This is a genomic window from Novosphingobium sp. 11B (genome assembly GCF_054589055.1).
In genome coordinates, this window is sequence record NZ_BAAILP010000239.1 from 88,993 (window position 1) to 107,221 (window position 18,229).

The 18,229-nt window shown below is 65.4% G+C and carries 14 protein-coding genes; 9 read left to right on the forward strand and 5 right to left on the reverse strand.

The window, feature by feature from the left end; genetic code table 11:
* Positions 1 to 925: acetamidase/formamidase family protein (locus tag ACYPYD_RS21420; RefSeq protein WP_459665383.1), on the forward strand; the 925-nt coding region annotated here is incomplete at its 5' end.
* A gap of 57 nt (positions 926 to 982) precedes the next feature.
* Here the strand turns inward: ACYPYD_RS21420 and ACYPYD_RS21425 are convergent.
* Complete coding sequence (locus ACYPYD_RS21425) at positions 983 to 1,501, reverse strand: energy transducer TonB family protein (RefSeq protein WP_271182807.1); 519 nt, start codon at positions 1,499 to 1,501, stop codon at positions 983 to 985.
* 282 nt (positions 1,502 to 1,783) lie between these two features.
* Positions 1,784 to 2,608, reverse strand: a complete 825-nt coding sequence (locus ACYPYD_RS21430) for an oxidoreductase (protein ID WP_459665385.1) — start codon at positions 2,606 to 2,608, stop codon at positions 1,784 to 1,786.
* A 187-nt stretch (positions 2,609 to 2,795) separates the two neighbouring features.
* Between ACYPYD_RS21430 and ACYPYD_RS21435 the strand changes: the two genes are divergently transcribed.
* From ACYPYD_RS21435 to ACYPYD_RS21445, 3 genes are all read left to right on the forward strand, one after another.
* Positions 2,796 to 3,923 carry an LLM class flavin-dependent oxidoreductase gene (locus ACYPYD_RS21435; protein ID WP_459665386.1) on the forward strand — a complete coding sequence of 376 codons (1,128 nt, stop codon included), beginning with the start codon at positions 2,796 to 2,798 and terminating at the stop codon, positions 3,921 to 3,923.
* Positions 3,916 to 4,551, forward strand: a complete 636-nt coding sequence (locus tag ACYPYD_RS21440) for a cysteine hydrolase family protein (protein ID WP_459665389.1) — start codon at positions 3,916 to 3,918, stop codon at positions 4,549 to 4,551. Before ACYPYD_RS21435 ends, ACYPYD_RS21440 begins: the two co-directional genes overlap by 8 nt.
* A 160-nt stretch (positions 4,552 to 4,711) precedes the next feature.
* Positions 4,712 to 5,932, forward strand: a complete 1,221-nt coding sequence (locus ACYPYD_RS21445; protein ID WP_459665391.1) for an MFS transporter — start codon at positions 4,712 to 4,714, stop codon at positions 5,930 to 5,932.
* A gap of 142 nt (positions 5,933 to 6,074) precedes the next feature.
* Here the strand turns inward: ACYPYD_RS21445 and ACYPYD_RS21450 are convergent, their stop codons facing one another.
* A complete protein-coding gene (locus ACYPYD_RS21450; protein ID WP_459665394.1) occupies positions 6,075 to 6,971 on the reverse strand; it encodes a ribokinase in 897 nt (298 codons plus the stop codon).
* 34 nt (positions 6,972 to 7,005) lie between these two features.
* The gene (locus tag ACYPYD_RS21455) at positions 7,006 to 9,414 is read right to left on the reverse strand and encodes a TonB-dependent receptor (RefSeq protein WP_459665397.1); all 2,409 of its coding nucleotides are present in this window, start codon (positions 9,412 to 9,414) and stop codon (positions 7,006 to 7,008) included.
* Positions 9,415 to 9,830: 416 nt separating this feature from the next.
* Here ACYPYD_RS21455 and treF point away from each other — a divergent pair, with 416 nt between their 5' ends.
* Positions 9,831 to 11,438, forward strand: coding sequence for an alpha,alpha-trehalase TreF (gene treF, locus ACYPYD_RS21460; protein WP_459665399.1), 1,608 nt, complete (start codon positions 9,831 to 9,833; stop codon positions 11,436 to 11,438).
* Positions 11,439 to 11,684: 246 nt separating this feature from the next.
* Here the strand turns inward: treF and ACYPYD_RS21465 are convergent, their stop codons facing one another.
* A complete protein-coding gene (locus ACYPYD_RS21465) occupies positions 11,685 to 12,737 on the reverse strand; it encodes a sugar phosphate isomerase/epimerase family protein (protein WP_459665400.1) in 1,053 nt (350 codons plus the stop codon).
* 368 nt (positions 12,738 to 13,105) lie between these two features.
* Between ACYPYD_RS21465 and ACYPYD_RS21470 the strand changes: the two genes are divergently transcribed.
* The 4 genes from ACYPYD_RS21470 to ACYPYD_RS21485 all read left to right on the forward strand — a co-directional run bounded on the left by ACYPYD_RS21470 (position 13,106) and on the right by ACYPYD_RS21485 (position 18,073).
* On the forward strand, positions 13,106 to 14,056 hold the full coding sequence (locus tag ACYPYD_RS21470) for a sugar phosphate isomerase/epimerase family protein (RefSeq protein ID WP_459665402.1): 951 nt from the start codon (positions 13,106 to 13,108) through the stop codon (positions 14,054 to 14,056).
* On the forward strand, positions 14,053 to 15,354 hold the full coding sequence (locus ACYPYD_RS21475) for an MFS transporter (protein ID WP_459665404.1): 1,302 nt from the start codon (positions 14,053 to 14,055) through the stop codon (positions 15,352 to 15,354). The genes ACYPYD_RS21470 and ACYPYD_RS21475 overlap by 4 nt, the downstream gene beginning before the upstream one ends.
* Before the next feature lie 11 nt (positions 15,355 to 15,365).
* Positions 15,366 to 16,979 carry a GMC family oxidoreductase gene (locus tag ACYPYD_RS21480; protein WP_459665407.1) on the forward strand — a complete coding sequence of 538 codons (1,614 nt, stop codon included), beginning with the start codon at positions 15,366 to 15,368 and terminating at the stop codon, positions 16,977 to 16,979.
* A gap of 65 nt (positions 16,980 to 17,044) precedes the next feature.
* Positions 17,045 to 18,073 carry a LacI family DNA-binding transcriptional regulator gene (locus ACYPYD_RS21485; RefSeq protein ID WP_008832368.1) on the forward strand — a complete coding sequence of 343 codons (1,029 nt, stop codon included), beginning with the start codon at positions 17,045 to 17,047 and terminating at the stop codon, positions 18,071 to 18,073.
* Positions 18,074 to 18,229 lie beyond the last annotated feature (156 nt).

An 18,229-nucleotide genomic window follows, 5' to 3' on the forward strand; every position in this document is an offset into this window, starting at 1 on the left:
CCCCGGCGACGTGATCGAGGTCCGCATCCTCGACATGGAGAACCGCCCCAGCCAGAACCCGCTGTTCGCCGGGCGCGCCTTCGGCTCCAACGTCGCGGCCTACTGGGGCTACCACTACAACGACCTGCTGACCGAGCCCAAGCAGCGCGAGGTCATCACGATCTACGAGATCGACAACGAACCCGGCCGCGCCACCGCACAGGCGGTCTACTCCTATCGCTGGACCCCGCAGACCGACCCTTCGGGCGTGGTCCACGAGCGCTACGACTATCCCGGCGTGCCGGTCGATCCCGAGACCATCACCCGCAACTTCGACGTGCTGCGCGACGTGACGATCCCGGTGCGCCCGCACTTCGGGGTGATCGCGCTGGCGCCCGCACATTCGGAACTGATCGATTCGGTGCCGCCCGCCAACTTCGGCGGCAACATCGACAACTGGCGGCTGGGGGCGGGATCGAGCTGCTTCCTGCCGGTGGGTGTGCCGGGCGGGCTGCTGTCAATGGGCGATCCCCATGCCAGCCAGGGCGACAGCGAACTGTGCGGCACCGCCATCGAATGCTCGATGACGGCGGTGATCCAGGTGATACTCCACCCCGCCAAGACCAGCCGCAAGTACATCCGCGACATCGATTATCCGCTGATCGAAACCAAGGACGAATGGGTGATCCTGGGCTTCTCGCACCCGGAATACCTCAAGGAACTGGGCGCGAACGCACAAAGCGAGGTCTACAAGCAATCGTCGATCGACGCCGCGATGCGCGACGCCTTCCGCAAGGCGCGGCGGTTCCTGATGACCTTGCGCGATCTGACCGAGGACGAGGCGATCTCGCTGCTCTCGGTGGGGGTGGATTTCGGGATCAGCCAGGTCGCCAACGGCAACTGGGGCGTGCATGCGGTGATCCGCAAGAGCCTGTTCGCCGCCTGAAGCAGCGACCGTGCGCCCGCATGGGCAGGCGCACGGTCGAGGCGGGGGCGCGCGGCGTCAGCCTTTCGGGGGGACGAGTTCCAGCATCGCCGTGGTCGCCCCGCTGCGGCCGACCCATGCATTGCTGCGGGCAGCATCCTCGCGCAGCCGGGTCATGTTCCTTTGCGCATAACCCTCCGAATTGGCGAAGAGAACGCGCACGATATACTGTTGGTCATGCCCCACCCCGCGCGGCAGCGGGTGAAGCGTGGCGATGCGCTCCACCGCGCGCACAGTTGCGCGGTCGAGGTCGCCGTGACCCGAAGTCTTGTAGAGTTGGACTTGTGAAGGCACGCCGTCTTCGCTGCAATTGAACTTGACGGCGACGATGCCTTCGCTGGCCGGCATCGTGCCCATCGGAGCCGGATACCTGACCTTACGCTCGAATTGTCGGAACACGTTCTCCGACCAGTTCTGGACGCTTGGCGGCGCAATGACGGAAAGCGTATCGGTCTCGGTTTCTGCCCGGCCGCCACTCGGCGCTACGCACAAAGCAAGACCCACGACAGCGGCTGCAACAAACTTCTGCCTGTTCATTGGAGTACCCTCCCAATGCGTCTCACATCGACCTCAGACAAGCAATATATGACGCGCAAGACGCAATTTTACATATTTTCAGGAAAAACGACTCGTTTATTGCGCGAACCCTGGGTCAATATTAAATCAAAATACGCACGCTGAGAGTCGACCAGATCACATAACGCGAATTAGTGTAGATTACTTTGCCTCGACATTGCTGCATTTGCCAAGCGCCAGCATCAAAATCGCCATGGTTTCATGTGCATGCCAAGGGCTTGTCAGAAACGCCCTCATTCGAGATTATTTTGCAGCCACTGCCGTCGTCAGATGCATCCAGGTGTCGAATTGCCCTTGGAGCATCGCGAACTCCCCTTTGGCGTAGCCCAAGGCATCCTCTCCCAGCAGCAACACCAGCGGCGGCTCCGGCGCGGCGATGGCCGTCACGATCGCTTGCGCAATCATCGCCGGATCGCTCGGTTCCTCGCCGTGATGGCCGGTCAGTACCTGCCGCGCGACATGCGCAGTCCCGGCATAGTCGGCGATCGAGGGCTCGGCCCCCAGCAGCCGCGAGGCGGCGAATTCGGTACGCATGCCCCCTGGAGCCACGTTGGTCACCTTGATGCCGAGCGGCCCCACCTCCTGCGCCAGCGTGCGCCCGATGCAGTCGAGCGCGAACTTGCTCGCCCCGTAGATACCTGTGCCGTTCCAGCAGGCCATGCCGCTGATGGACCCGACATTGACGATATGGCCGGAATTTCGCGCCCGCAGGTACGGCAGCGCCGCCTGAATCACTGCCAGCGCCCCCCAGACGTTGACGTCGAACAGCGCCTTCGCGTCCTCGATCGGCGTTTCCTCGATGGCCCCGGTATAGCCGAGGCCTGCGTTGTTCACGACCACGTCGAGGCCGCCGGTCCGCGCTTCCGCAGCATCGACGACCGCCTTGACCGCCCCGGCATCGGTGACGTCGAGGATCATGCCGATGGCTCCCTCCCCCAGCGCCTCGAAGGCGGTGGCGGCATCGGTACTGCGCACGGTTCCGACGACGGTATGTCCTGCTTCCAGCGCCTCGTGCGCGATGGCGCGGCCGAGTCCGGTGCTGACGCCGGTGATGAACCAGTTGCTCATGTCGGTTTTCCTTACGAATGCCTGCTCGAATATCCGCCTAACCTTGCGCCTGCAGGCGAGAGGCATCTATGCGACCCGCGCCCGACGCCTTGACCGACGACAACAGCATGGGCGCAGGGTGACAAGAACCTTGCCGCTCCCCATTCTAGCTTCGGTTCGAAATTTCAAGCACAAGCAGGGGAGCCAGATGATCCAGAGCCAACCGCGTCCCGAGAGCTTCGGCCTCCCGTCCGACACCGGAGGACGCGACCTCGGCATCTTCATGCCGATGGCGAACGGTGGCTGGATCCTGTCGAAGAACGCGCCCACGCTCGACGGGTCCTACGACTACAACCTCAAGGCCGCGCGGCTGGCCGAGGACATCGGCCTCGACTTCATCATGGCGATGGCCAAGTACCGCGGCTACGGCGGCGAGACGCAACACTGGAATGCGTCGCTGGACTCGCCGATGCTGATGGCGGGCCTGGCGCAGGCGACGAGCCGGGTGAAAGTCTGGGCGACCGTCCACACGATCCTGCAGAACCCCGCCGTCACCGCCAAGATGATCGCCACGCTCGACCAGATCAGCCACGGCCGCGCCGGACTGAACGTGGTGACCGGATCTTACAAAGGCGAATTCTCGCAAATGGGCGCTTGGCCGGAGGGCGTGGACCACGATGAGCGCTATGTCCTCGCCACCGAGTGGATCAAGGGCATCAAGGCGTTGTGGACGCAGGACTCCGTGACGATGGCGGGCAAGCACTTCACCCTCGACGACTGCATGTCGAACCCCAAGCCACAGGCCCCGCCGTTCCTCGTCTGTGCGGGAACCTCGAAAGTCGGCATCGAATTCACTGCCAACGAGATGGACGCGCTGTTCCTTTCGGGCGGCAACGTCGAGGAACTGGCGAAAGCCAGCGCCAACGCCAAGGCGGAAGCAGCCGGGCACGGCGCGAAGATCCGTACGTACTCCATGATGACCGTGGTGTTCGGCGACACCGACGAGGCCGCCGAGGAAACCGCCGCTCATTTCCGTGCCGGCTTCGACGAGGAAGCTCTCCACGGTATGATGCGTGCCTACGGCTTCCTCGATAGCGAGATCGGCAAGGAGAACGCCTTCACCCAGAAGGCCCGCTCCACCTTCATGACCCCGCATGTGCTGGGCACCCCGGAGACGGTGACGGCGCGCCTGTCGGAGATTTTCGAGAAGACTTCGCTCGACGGGCTGATGCTGATCTTCCCGGACTATCACGCGGCGCTGCCGATCTTCGGCGAAAAGGTGCTGCCGACCTTGCGCGAGCGCTTCCCTGCCCAAATGGAACCCGCGCATGGCTAACCTGCCGCACATCGACCCCGCCGGGATGATCGCTCCCGCCCGCACTGCCCTGATCGTGGTGGACGTGCAGGTCGACTTCGCCGCGCCCGAGGGCCTGATCGGTCGCTTCGGCATCGACCTCGCCCCGGCCGAGGCCGCGATCGACCGGATCGAGATGCTCATCGCCGCCGCCCGCGCGGCCGGAGTTACGGTAGCGTTCATGCGCGTGATGACGCGCCCCGAAACCGATTCCGAGGCTCTGAAGACGCTGATGGCCCGGCGCGGCACGCCCGGCGAGGAAGGCATCTGCCGGATCGGCAGCGGCGGCGAGGACTACTATCGCCTGTTCCCCCAGCCGGGCGACATCGAGATATCCAAGCTGGTCTATTCCAGCTTCCACGGCACCGATCTGGAACAGCAACTTCGCGCGCGCGGGATCGACACGTTGGTGATGACCGGCCTCACCACCGAGTGCTGCGTCGATTCCACCACGCGCGACGCCTTTCACCGTGACTTTCATACGTTCGTGGTGTCCGACGCCTGCGCCGCCTACGAACCGGACCTTCACGCCCACGCGCTCAAGGCGCTGGCCGCGAATACCTCGCTGCTGGTGACCACCGACGCGGTCATGGCTGCGTGGAGCGCATGACCCCCCTCTCGACGACGTGGGCCATGGATGCCATCTTGCTCCGCGTGGAGAGAAGTGTCGGCACCGCGCTTGTGTCGATACGCATGATTGTACTCAGCCGGTGGCCGGTGCCGAGAAACACCGCCGCGTCCACCCGCCCCGCCACAGGGATCATACCAAGATGAACACCCGTCTGCTCGTCATGATCGTGCTTCAGGCTTTGTGCCTGATGTACTTCCTGCTCTCGGCGGGAACCTTCAATTCGTTGGGCATGGTGCTGCCGTCCATGGTCGAGGCGTTCGACATGAACTGGGCGCAGGCGGGCTTCGGCTTCACCCTGCTGGGCACGGCTTGCGGGATCGTCAGCCTCGCCCCCGCGCTGACGATCCGCAAGCTCGGCATCGGGCGCACGCTGGCGGCGGGGACGGTGATCCTGTTCGTGGCATTCTGGCTGCTCTACACCTCGACCGGCGTGATGGGCTACTATCTGGGCACCACGCTGCTCGGCATCGGCTACTGCTTCTGCGGCACCGTGCCTGCCGTGCATATCCTGTCGAGCAGTTTCCGGCGCCGCTCGACGGTGCTGGGGCTCTACTTCACGATCGGCAACCTCGGCGCCGTCGCCGGGCCGCTGCTGTGGTACGGGTCGCAGAGCGCCGGGTTCGACTGGCGCTTCTACTGGCTGCTCTTCGCCGTGGCATCGGTCGTCGTGGGGGGCTTTTGCACCCTCACCGCCGGACGCCTCCACATCGCCGCGCCCGAGGAGCACGTCGCGTCCCCGGGTGCACCGGCCGAGTGGACCGTGCGCCGCGCGCTCGGGACCGTGCAGTTCTGGGTCGTCGTGCTCGCCTATACCGCGTGTCTCGCGATCAACACGACCACGCACGGTTTCGCCTACCAGCACCTGATGGAGCACGGCATCGCGCAGGATCGCGCCTCGCAGCTCATAAGTCTTGCGGCTCTGGTCTGCGCGATCGGATCGGCACTGGCCGGGATCGCGGGTGAGAAGACCAGCGCGCGGACGCTGACGATGTTCTCGCTGGGGTGCCTGGGAGTCTCCGCGGCTACGCTGGCGATGATCGACGGACCGATCTCGCTGATGCTGTGGATGGTGACGTTCGGCGGTGGGCTGGGCTTCAGCTACGTCAGCACCGTCATGCTGCTGCAGTCCTATTTCGGACAACGCGCTTCGCTGGAACTCTATTCGATCATGATGGCGGTATCGACCTCGGCTGCGATCGGTCCAGCGCTGGGCGGCGCGGTCAAGGACCAAACCGGCAGCTTCTCCGGCATCTTCCTCGGCCTTGCGGTGCTGAGTGCTGTACTGTTCTGCGCTGTCGCGATCCTGCGCAAGCCGGGCGAGCGCGGGGTGCAGGCTGTGCAGGTCGTGGCGGCGGAGTAAAGACCCATTCCTCCCCGAGCTTGTCTCGGGGAGGTGGCGCCGCCGAAGGCGGTGGCGGAGGGGGAATTGCGCGAGGTTCTCCCCCCCTCCACCACCCGCTGCGCGGGCGGTTCCCCTCCCCGAGCAAGCTCGGGGAGGAATTTTAGGGGATTTCCGACCTCAAGGGCATCGACGGCGCGGCACCCCTGCGCCCTACCGAGAGCGACGCCGCAGCGTTAGCCAGTCGCAGCGCCGCTTCCAGACCGATGCCCTGATCGATGCAGGCGGCGAGCACGCCGCAGAAGCAATCCCCGGCGCCGCTGGTATCAACGACCCGCTCGGCCGGAACCGCAGGCACGAACGTCGCGCGCTCCACTCCGATCGCCGCTGACCCCAGCGCGCCGAGCGTCACCACAACAGTCTGATCCGGCCGCGCCAAGAGGCGGCGTGCCACGAGCAGATCGTCGAGCGTCTCCGGCTCGCGATCCAGCGCGAGATAGTCGGCGAACTCGGTCTGGTTGAAGATCATCATGTCCGCCATGCCGAACAGCCGCGCGCCCGCCGGGATGGCCGGAGCGGCGTTGACGATCCTGCGGACATGCGCCGCCGCATCGCTGGCGAACAGCGCGGCAATGGCATCGATATCGGTTTCCAGCTGGACAAGCAGCACCCGCGTCGCCGCGTCGATCGCACCGAGCGCCACCTCGGCGCGTGCCAGGAGGTTGGCCCCGGCCTCGACCGCGATCATGTTGTCGCCGCCGGGTTCGATCAGGATCGCGGCGCGACCGCTGCCCTGCCCTGCCAGCACCTCGACATGCGCGGTATCGACGCCATCACCGCCAAGCGCCTCCAGCAGCAGGCGCCCCGCCGCATCGTCGCCGACAGCCCCCGCCATGCGGGTGACCGATCCGAACCGCGCCGAGGCCACCGCCTGGTTGAGTCCCTTGCCGCCGACCGCCTGCGCGCTGTCCTCTACCAGCAGGGTCTGCCCCCAGGCGGCCTTCGCCGGCAGGCGCAGCGCTATGTCGAGATTGAGGGAACCGAAGACGGTGACGCTCATGCTGACTCCCGGATCGGCTCCCTCGCCCTATTTATCAGAACTTGTACCCGACCGAGAAGAGCGCCTGGCGCGGCGGGATGTAGGTGTCCGAGATCTGCCCGCTGCCGTAAGGATCGGTGAAGCGCGAGTTGATGCCGTTCGTGTCGAACAGGTTGGTCACCGTGGCCGAGACGCTGAAGCCGGTATCGGCGAAGGCGTAGCTGGCGAATAGGTTCACCTGCGAGTAGTCGGGTGTATCGTCCTGCCCCGGCGTGTTGAATACGCGCGACTGGAACTTGCCGCGATAGATGTACTGCGCGCGGGCGGTGAATTCGCCGGGGCCGATATCGCCGGTCCACGAGACCGCCGCCGATCCCTGTACCGAGGGCATCTTGGGGATCTTGTTGCCGTTGATGTTCTCGCGCGCTGCCTCGCGGACGTAGACCGCATTGCCGAAATTGGCGAAGAAGCCGCCGACGCCGCCATAGCCCGCCGCGACCTGTGCCGCGTCGGCAGCCGTGGCGTTGAGGGCCAGATAGTCCTCGGTGAACTTGCCGTGCAGCAGCGATAGCGAGCCCTCGAACCTCAGGTGCTGCGTGGCGTGCCAGTCCATTTCCAGTTCGGCGCCGTAGACTTCCGCCTTGGGCGCATTGCTGATGCCCTCGCCGAACAGCACCGCGTCTTCCTCAAGGAACTGCAGGTCCTTGTAGAAGTAGTAGAACGCCGAGGCATTGATCTGCAGCGTATCGCCGAAGAAGCGGTTCTTGGAACCGATCTCGATCGAGTCCAAAGTCTCGGGCTTGTAGGTCGGCTTCACGCCGGTCTCCATGCCGAAGATGGTGTAGGAACTGTTCCCGCTCGCCGCCGCGCTGTTGATGCCGCCCGGCTTGAAGCCGCGCGTGTAGCTGGCGTAGACCATGTTGCTGGGGGTCAGCTGGTAGTCCAGCGCGAACTTGCCGGTCAGGCGTCCGGTGCTGGTGCCGAGGGTCGGCGCAGGCTGGAGATAGGCCCCTGAAGTCTGCCCGCTGGTACCGCCGGACATGCTGTCGCTGACGCCGCTGTACTTGTCGTGGTTGTAGCGGATGCCCGCCGTCACCGTCAGCGCGTTCGTCAGTTCGAGACTGCCTTGCGCATACCCGGCATAGGCCTCGCGGGTGATGGCCGAGAGTTCGGCATAAGTGATCGCTTTGACCAGCGGATCGCTGAACAGCGTGCCCGTGGCCAGCGGCGGGTTAAGCCCGTCGCCCTTGTTGTCGCGATATTCGTTGATGTAGTTCTTGTTCTTCGAGCGCAGGTAGACCCCGCCGACGATCCAGCGGAATGGCCCCTCGTTGTCCGAGGCGATGTTGTATTCCTGCGTCCAAGAAGCGGTGTTCTGCTGCCAGGTGGCGATGTGGTCGTAGTTGTAGAAGCCGCCGCTGGCCAGCAGGAACAGTGCCGGGTTCAGCCCGTCGCCGTCCCATGACAGGTCGCTGTGCAGCTTCTGGTAGCCGGTGATCGAACTGAACGTCGCGCCGCCGAGGTCGAACTTGACCACGCCGTAGTAGAGCTGGGTGCGGATATAGGTCTTGCCCGGGAAATCCTGCGTCAGTTCGCGCGGGTCCGGATTGGGGGCGAGGACGTTTTTCTGCGCGGTCGCGTTCTGGTCGCCCTTGTACTGGATGGTCGAGAGCAGCACCGAGACGCGGTCGGTCGGAGTCCACTTGACGGCCAGCTTGCCGCCCCATTCATCGGCGTCGTCGAGTTCGTAACCGGGCTGGCCGGCGACGTCGGTGGCCTTGGCATAGCCGTCGTGGCGCAGGCGCTGACCGGCGGCGCGGATCGCCAGCGTGTCGGTGATCGGCACGTTGATCGCGGCGTCGGCCTTGAGCATGTTGTAGTTGCCGTAACCCAGGTTCGCCGAGCCGGACAGCGCCGAGGCATCGGGCTGTTTGGACACGACGTTGATGGTGCCGCCGGTCGAGCCCTGCCCGTACATCGTGCCCTGCGGGCCGCGCAGTACTTCCACCTGCGCAACGTCGATGAAGGCGGCGTTCGCGGCGATCGAATTGAAGATGTAGACGCCGTCGACGTGGAACGAGACACCCGGCTGAGTCGAGGGGTTCTCCGGCGTCTCCGAACCGATGCCGCGGATCGAGATCATCCGCTCGCCGCCGCCGCTCTTGGCGACGACGAGGCCCGGCACGCTGCCGTTGAGCCCGGTGACTTCGGTGATGTTCGCCTTGTTCAGCGTATCGTCGGTGACCGCCGTGACCGACAGCGACGCCTTCTGGAGAGTGACGTTGGTGCGCTCCGCCGAGACGACGATCTCGCCGATCGGACCGCCGCCGCCCTCAGCCGCCGCCGCTGCGGTATCGGCGGCCGCGTCCGCCGCTTCGGCCCGTGCCGAAGCCGGACAAGTCGCTGCCAGCAATGCGAGGACGGAGACGCCGGTGGCGCCCATGAAACGAGCAGTCGTGGTCACAATAACCCCCATCTGTGAAGGCGCACCGCATGGGTACGCGCGTTGGCACCGCCTTTCCGCTGCCGAAGATCCCCATTCCCGAAGGGCTGCCGACCGGTATTCCGGTTCGCCCTGCACTCGTCGCTTGCGCTTTTCCCTGAACCTTTTGTCTGACCCTGCCCCCCCGTGAATTGTGGGGTGAGTGGGCCGCCCGTCGAAACTTCGGCGAATCACACGCCGACGCAAGCGACAACTGGCCGCGTGCGCTCGCGATCAAACGGCGGGGCATCATGCGCAAAGAACCGGCCCGCAAGGCGCCTGCGTGACGATGGCCGCAATGCGGATTGCCTCAATTCTCATGAAACCCTGTGCAGTCTGACCCGTTGCCTCTGCCAAGAGCACGGCCAGAGGGGAAGTCAATTGCCGGAATACGTTTCGTGAGCAGCAGGGTACGCCGCCTTTGCGCGGGCTTCGGCACATCATTCCTGGCCTTCGCCCTGACGGCCAATGCCCAGCCCTCCCCCGCCGATCAATTCGGGGACCTTTTCGCCGCGGTGCAGGAAGGCCACGTCTTCGAGGACGGCAAGACGTTCGCCGACGCCGTGCCCGGGCGCGCACCCGACGCGATCATGGCGGAGTACGCGGCGAAGCCGCCGACCTCTCCGACCGACCTACGCTATTTCGTGCTCGACAACTTCACCGTCCCCGGTGTCAACGACAAGCCGCTGCCCCCCTTGCGCGAACACATAAGGACATTGTGGCCGCAGCTTTTGCGCGACGCGGTCACGCCGCCGCCCGCAAGTTCGGCGATCGCGCTTCCGTCGCCTTACGTCGTGCCGGGCGGGCGGTTCCGCGAGATCTACTACTGGGATTCCTACTTCACGATGCTGGGCCTCGTCGCCGATGGCCGCGACGATCTGGTCGAGGGGATGATCGACGACTTCGCCAGCCTGATCGAGCGCTTCGGTCACATCCCCAACGGCACCCGCACTTACTACCTCAGCCGTTCGCAGCCGCCGTTCTTCGCGCTTATGCTGGACCTCTCGAAACAGACCGACGGCACCGTCCGCGCCCGGCGTCTCGCGGCCTTGCGCAAGGAGCATGCCTACTGGATGGCCGGCGAAAGCTGTGCCCGTGCGGCGAAAGCGTGCGAGCGGGTGGTGCGCATGCCCGACGGCAGCGTGCTCAACCGCTACTGGGATGACCGCGATACGCCGCGCGACGAATCCTTCGCAGAGGACCGCGCCACAGCTGCCAAGGCCTCCGCACGGCCTGCCGCCGAAGTCTACCGTGACTTGCGGGCGGGCGCGGAAAGCGGGTGGGACTTCAGTTCGCGCTGGCTCTCCGACCCGCAGGACCTGGCGACCATTCGCACCACGCAGGTGGTGCCCGTCGATCTCAACGCCCTGATGTGGGCGATGGAGAAGCGTATCGAGAAAGGCTGCAAGCAGGCAGGCGATCAGCCCTGCACGCGCGAATTCTTCCAGCGGGCCGCAGCGCGCAAAGGCGCCATCGACAGATACATGTGGCAGAGCCGCCAGCGGCGTTTCGCCGACTGGCTTCTCGACGAGAGCACGCCAGGCAGTGTCCAGTCGTCCGCCACGCTGTTTCCGCTCTTCGTCGGCATGGCGTCCCCCGCGCAGACCACGGCCGTCGCCGCAACCACGCGGCGCACACTTCTGGGCGAAGGCGGCATCCGAACGACGATCCTGCGCACCGGCCAACAGTGGGATGCTCCCAATGGCTGGGCGCCGCTGCAATGGGTCGCCCTGGAGGGGCTGCACCGCGGTGGGCAGGACGCTCTGGCGAAGGACGTCGCCGCGCGCTGGCTCGGCACTGTGAACTGCACATACCTGGAAACGGGCAAGATGCTGGAGAAATACGACGTGGAGGAACGCCGCGCGGGCGGCGGCGGCGAGTATCCGCTGCAGGACGGCTTCGGCTGGACAAATGGTGTCACGGCGGCAATTCTCGAACGCTATCCGGCACTTGTACCCGGCACTACGCTGCGAACTTGCGCCCCGACTTCCGGCAGTGAACAGTAACGCCGGTAGCTGCGCCGTTTCGGGACTCGCTGTTCTTTCGTACAGCTTGCAGATGTTATCGTTTACATCTATATGTGATTCATGCGTGGCCCCGAGGGGCCTTTTTGTAGCCAGGCGGTGATCTCCTCCCTCCGCCACCTGTGCCGGACAAGCGCAGAGCCTTCTCGGGTCGCAACCGCAGACGGTAAAAGAGAAACCCCGGGAGCTTCCGCACTCCCGGGGTTTCCGATTCTCAGGCCCTCAGTATCAGGACATGCCCATCCGGCGGAAATCCGGCAGTGCTCCGTCGCCGCCCGCGAAGTCGTCGAAGGCATGTTCGGTCACCCGGATGATATGCTTTTCGATGAACGGCGCACCTTCCGCCGCGCCGACCTGCGGATGCTTGAGCGCGCATTCCCATTCGAGCACGGCCCAGCCCGCGAAGTCGTACTGCGCCATCTTCGCGAAGATCGCTCCGAAATCGACCTGCCCGTCGCCGAGCGAGCGGAACCGGCCCGGGCGTTCCACCCAGCCTTGATAGCCGCCGTAGACCCCCGCCTTGGGCGAGGGACGGAACTCTGCGTCCTTCACATGGAAGCACTTCACGCGCTCGTGATAAACGTCGAGGAAGCCGACGTAGTCCATTTGCTGCAGGACCATGTGGCTGGGGTCGTAGAGGATATTGGCGCGCGGGTGATTGCCGGTTGCCTCGAGGAAACGCTCGAACGTCACGCCGTCGTGCAGGTCCTCGCCAGGGTGCAGTTCGAAGCCGATGTCGACGCCGCATTCGTCAAAGCGGTCGAGGATCGGCTGCCAGCGGCGGGCGAGTTCGGCGAAAGCCTCGTCCACCAGCGCGGCCGGGCGCTGCGGCCATGCATAGAAGTAGGGCCACGCCAAAGCGCCCGAGAAGCTCGCCTGCGTCGTCAGGCCAAGGCGCTCGCTGGCCTTTGCCGCCAGATGCATCTGGTTCACCGCCCATTCCTGCCGCGCGCCGGGATTGCCGCGCACCGCTTCGGGAGCGAAGGCGTCGAACGCCGCGTCATAGGCCGGATGGACCGCGACCAGCTGGCCCTGGATATGCGTGGACAGTTCGGTCAGCGCCAGACCATGCTGGCCAAGGATGCCCAGCACCTCGTCGCAGTAGTCCTGGCTCTCCGCCGCCTTTTCAAGGTCGAACAGCCGCGCGTCGTTGCTGGGCACCTGCACGCCCTTGTAGCCGAGCGAGGCAGCCCACGCCGCGATCGAATCGAGCGAGTTGAACGGTTCGTCGTTACCGGCGAACTGGGCGAGGAAGATGCCCGGCCCCTTGATGGTCTTCATGTGCTGCGAACCTCTTTATTTCTTGTCAGACCGTTTTCCGCGCCCGAAACGCGCGATCCAACCGCATCGCACTGTCGCGATAGAAGGTGGCGAGCGATTCGAGGAGCCTTTCCGGACAGTCCGCCCGCAAAGCGCTTGCGAATACGACCATAAACGACGTTTCTTTCCCGTTTGCGACGCTGAGTACGGTCGTTTAATGAAAACGATACCACCGGTTAATTACCCGGAATTCCGCCATTCGCGCAAGCCCGGCACAGCCATCGCTTGACAACATGCGAGGATTGGGCCTTTTTAAGAAAAGAAAAGGTTTACATTGGTGGCGTGCGGCGATGGCCGGTGCGCCGTCGCAGGCTGAGGTATCCATCTAAATGCTGTCGTTCGGCGTCGATCTCATCACGTTCTTCCATCCCGGTTTCTGGGGGATGGCGAATGAGCAGGAGGTCGTCACCTTCGGCCGTGAACAGCCCCGCGCCTTCTGGGACCGCATGCTCGACACGCTGGCGCAAAGCGGCGTCACCGGCATCGAACTCACCTTCTCCCCCTTCGACCCCGTAGGCCTGATCGCCGCCTATGGCTCGATCGACGCGGCCAAGGATGAACTGGACCGGCGCAATCTCGCCATCGCCAGCGGCTTCTTCGCCGACGTCGCCATCGAGGGCGGCATGGGCGATGCGCAGACCGAGGCCCGTTGGCTCGACAGCGCCGAGGAATCGGCGAAGGCGCTTGCCGCCTGGGGATCCGACATCATGGTCATGGGCCTGCCCATGCGCACCAGTTGGGACGCCGAGCCGCCTGTCTTCGTCGACATGGAATTCGCCCGCAAGGCGGCGGACTTCTGCAACCGTCTCGGCGCGCTGACGCTGCGGCACGGGGTGCGCCTCGCGCTCCATACCGAGGCCCACTCCACCTTCTGTCAGCCGCGCGACATCGACCTGCTGCTGATGCTGACCGATCCGGTCTACGTCGGCTTCTGCCCCGACAGCGCCCATATCCTGCTTTCGGGCGGCGATCCGGTCACCGTCGTCGCGCGCCACATCGAGCGTGTCGTCACCGCGCACTGGAAGGACGCCAAGAGCGCGATGCCGATCAACATCCCGATCGATCACGGCATCCATCACGCCCACCGCGAATATTTCTGCGCCATCGGCGAAGGCACCGTGGATTTCGACGGCTGGGCCAGGCTCATGCTATCGAAGGCCGACCAGAAGTGGGCCATCCTGGAGATCGACGCCGTGCCGGATCCTCTGACCGAAACCCGCAAGTCGCTTGCTTTCGCAGGGGACGTGCTGGACCGCCTTTCCAACGAGACCGCTGCGTGAACGGCGCGTTGACCTGGCGCGAGAAGCTCAGCTACGCGCTGGGCAATTTCGGCATCAACCTGCCGTTCGGCATGACCAATGCCTACCTGCTCTACTTCTACACCGACGTCTACGGCGTCAGCGCGGGCACGGTCGCCTCGCTGTTCCTGATCGCGCGCTGTGTGGATGCGGTGTTCGACCCGATGATGGGCCTGCTGATCGACCGCACTGAAACCCGCTGGGGCAAGCATCGTCCGTTCCTTCTCTGGCTCGCCGTGCCCTTCGCGGTCTGCGGCGCAATCGTATTCTGGGCGCCGCCGCTGGAGGGCTGGCAGAAGATCGCCTTCATCTTCGCGACCTATACGCTGATGGGCATTCTCTATTCCGCCGTCAGCCTGCCGCTGAATTCCATGCTGCCGACGCTGACCCGCGATCCCAAGCAGCGCAACACCGTCAACGCCCTGCGCGAGTTCATCGGTTCCTCGGCCACGGTCGGCATCGGCTACGCCGCGCTGCCGCTGGTCAAGAGCTTCAGTAATGGGGACGAGGCGCACGGTTTTCTAGTCCTCGCCGCGATCACCGGCGCGATCACGCTGGCCTGCATGCTCAATGCCTTCGCCAACACGCGCGAGCGGGTCGAGGTCGACCATTCCGTCGCCAAACTCACCACCGCGCAGTCGCTGCAGGCGACGAAGGGCAACTGGCCCTGGATCGCGACGATGCTGGTCAACTTCTTCTTCTGGATCGGCTTTACCGGCCACATCCAGTCCTTCGTCTACTTCGCGCAGAGCGTGCTGGGCGAGGCCGAGTTCACCTCCACCCTCATGCTGACGATGCTGGCGGTGCTGGTCGGCACCGGTTTTGCAGGCATCTGCGCCAACGCCATCGGCAAGCGCATGACCGGCGCGATCGGCGCCGCCGTGGCGACGATCTTCACCGCGATCATGCCGCTCTCCAACGACCACACCTGGCTGATCGTGACCAACTGCGTCGCCTATATCGGGCAGGGTCTGATCGGCGGTCTGCTGTTCTCGCTGATGGCCGACGCGGTGGACTACGGCGCGTGGAAATCGGGCTACCGCGCGCAGGGCTTCTTGTTCGCCGCCTCCAGCTTCGGCGTGAAACTGGGCATGAGTGTAGGCGGTGCGGCAGGCGCGTGGTTCCTCAGCCTTGCCGCCTACGACGCCAAGGCGCCCGTCACGCCCGAGGTCGTCACCGCCGTCATGGCCGGGCACGTCTGGCTGCCTGCCGCCAGCTATGTGGCGATGGGCCTCTCGCTCATCCTGTTCCGCTTCCTTCCTGCCTACAAGAACGCTTGAGAGCCCCGAGCATGCGCACTGAGTTCGATTACATCATCGTCGGCGCGGGCAGCGCCGGTTGCGTCCTCGCCGAGCGCCTGAGCGCCGATGGCAAAAGCCAGGTGCTCCTCCTCGAAGCGGGCGGCCGCAACGAGGAACTGATGGTCCGCATGCCGCGCGGCATGATCAAGATCTGGACCAAGCCCAAGTGGTACTGGCCCTTCCCCGCCGAGCAGCAGGGGACACGCCCCGCCGGCGAAACCTGGTTCTACGGCAAGGGCCTCGGCGGTTCGAGCGCGGTCAACGGCACGTGGTACTTTCGCGGCCAGCCCCGCGACTACGACGCATGGGAAGCGCAGGGCAATCCCGGCTGGAACTGGGCCGAGATCGAGCGCTGCTACGAGGAACTCGAAGACTACCACGGCAAAAGCTACGGTCGCCGTGGCAAGCGTGGCCCGCTCGAAGTCACCGAAGTGCCGGAGGGCGACCCGGTCCTGACCGGCGCGATCCTGCAGGCGGCGCGCGAGGCGGGCATTCCCGTCCTAGACGACGTCAACGCGCCGGGCACCGAAGTCGCCGGTCGCACGCAGCAGACCGTGGACCCGCGCGGTAATCGCGTCACCGCCTATACCGCCTTCCTCAAGGCCGCGGCCAAGCGCCCGAACCTAACCATCCTGACCGGCGCGCTGGTGCGCCGCGTTACGTTCGCGGGCAAGCAGGCCACCGGCGTCCTCGCCGAAATCGAGGGTAAGGATGTTGCCTTCACCGCAGGCCGCACCATCCTCACCGCAGGCGTGCTACAGAGCCCCAAGCTGCTCCAGCTTTCCGGCATCGGCCCCGCCGACGTTCTCGCCCGCCACGGCATCGATGTGGTGCATGAGAACCCGCACGTCGGCCGCAACATGAACGAGCACATGATGGTCGCCTTGTCGTGGCGGCTGAACAAGGCGCGCGGCCTCAACCACGAGTTCCGCGGCTGGCGCGCCTACTGGCATGGCCTGCGCTACATCCTCACCGGCAAGGGTCTGATGGCCTCGCTGCTGCCGGAAGTCTCGGTCATGGCCTCGCTGGAGGCGGACAAGGACTGGCCCGACCTGCAACTCGGCATCTCGCCCTATTCCATGGCGTCGTCCGAGGACGACAAGCCCGAGGCCGGGCGCGGCCAGACCGAGGCGGTCCCCGGGATCACCGCCACCGCCTTCTGCCTGCGCCCCAATAGCCACGGCTACGTCGAACTGGCGAGCACCGACCCGGCCGCGCCGCCGCGTCTGGTCCCCGAGTGGTTCACCGCACCCGAGGATCGCGCCACGATCCTGCGCGCGATCCGCAAGGTGCGCGAGATCATGGCCCAGCCCGCCCTCGCCCCCTACATCGGCGCCGAGACCGTGCCCGGCCCCTCCGTCCAGACCGACGAGGAGATCCAGCAGGCCGCGAACTGGATGGTTTCGACCGGCCTCCACGGCACCGGCACTTGCCGCATGGGCTCGGCCGAAGAGGGTGTCGTCGATGCGGGCCTGCGGGTGCACGGCGTCTCGGGCCTTTACGTGGCCGACTGCTCGGCGATGCCGACCGGCATCTCGGGCAACACCAACGGCCCGGCGATGGCCTTCGCGTGGCGCGCGGCGGAGGTGATTGCGAAGGCGTGACGAAAGTTGCGCATCGCGCAACTTCGCTTGCTCCGCCCCTCGCGGCTATGTAACGTTTACATCCAATGGCGAACATCAAGGACATCGCCCGCGTCGCGGGAGTATCGGTAGCGACAGTGTCGCGCGCGCTCAGCACGCCCTCGCTGGTACGCCCGGCCACGATCGAGCGGATCGAGGCGGCCATCGCCGACCTCAACTACGAGCCGAACCACCTGGCCGCGGGCCTACGCCGCCAGCGCAGCGACAACGTGATCGTCGCGGTGCCCAGCATCTACAACCCGTTCACCTCAGCCTTCGTCGAGGGGATCGAGAACGTCGCGCGCGCCAACAAGATGCGCGTGCTGCTCGGCATTACCGAGGGTGACGTCGATGCGCTCAACAAGTTCACCTCGATGATCGCGGGCAAGCAGGCCGACGGGCTCATCCTGCTGGAAAAGAACCTCCCCGACATCGTCCTCAATCCCCCGGCCAAGAGCAAGCTGCCGCCGATGGTCGCGGCTTGCGAGTATCCGCCCGACCTAAACCTGCCGCGCGTGCGCACCGACAACCATGAGGCCAGCGCCCTCATCGTCGGCCATCTGGCGGAACTGGGGCACCAGCGCATTGCCGCGATCACCGGGCCGCTCGACCAGTTCATGTCGATGGACCGTCTTTCCGGCTACAAGCTGGGCCTTTTGCGCGCGCGGATCGAGTTCGACGAAGCGCTGGTGGCGCGCGGCGATTTCTCGCTCCAGTCGGGCTACGATGCGATGGTGCGCCTGCTCGACAGCGGCGCGGAGTTCACCGCCGTCGCCTGCGCCAACGACGAGATGGCCATGGGCGCGATGAGCGCGCTGCATCAGCGCGGCATTTCCGTGCCGGACGAGATGTCGGTGGCGGGTTTCGACGACTTGCGTTTCGGCGCCTTCGCCATCCCGCCGCTGACCACGGTGCACATCCCCACGGTGGAGATCGGCGAGGCGGCGATGCGGCTGATGCTGGATTCGCTCCTGCAGCAGGACCACGAGGGACCGGCGCGCGAAGTGGTGCTTCCACATCGCCTGATCGTGCGTCAGTCGACGGCCGCGCCAAGAAAAAAACGCAAGAAAGCCTGAATCCTCCCCCCTCCCCGTGCCGGGGAGGATGCGCGCGCGTCGTCCCTCCAACCCGTCATCCCAGCGAAGGCTGGGACCGCTGGCCTGTTACGGCCAACTATCGTCAGCACGCCTAGCCGAGGGTTGGGTTTTACGCGGCCAGCGGTCCCAGCTTTC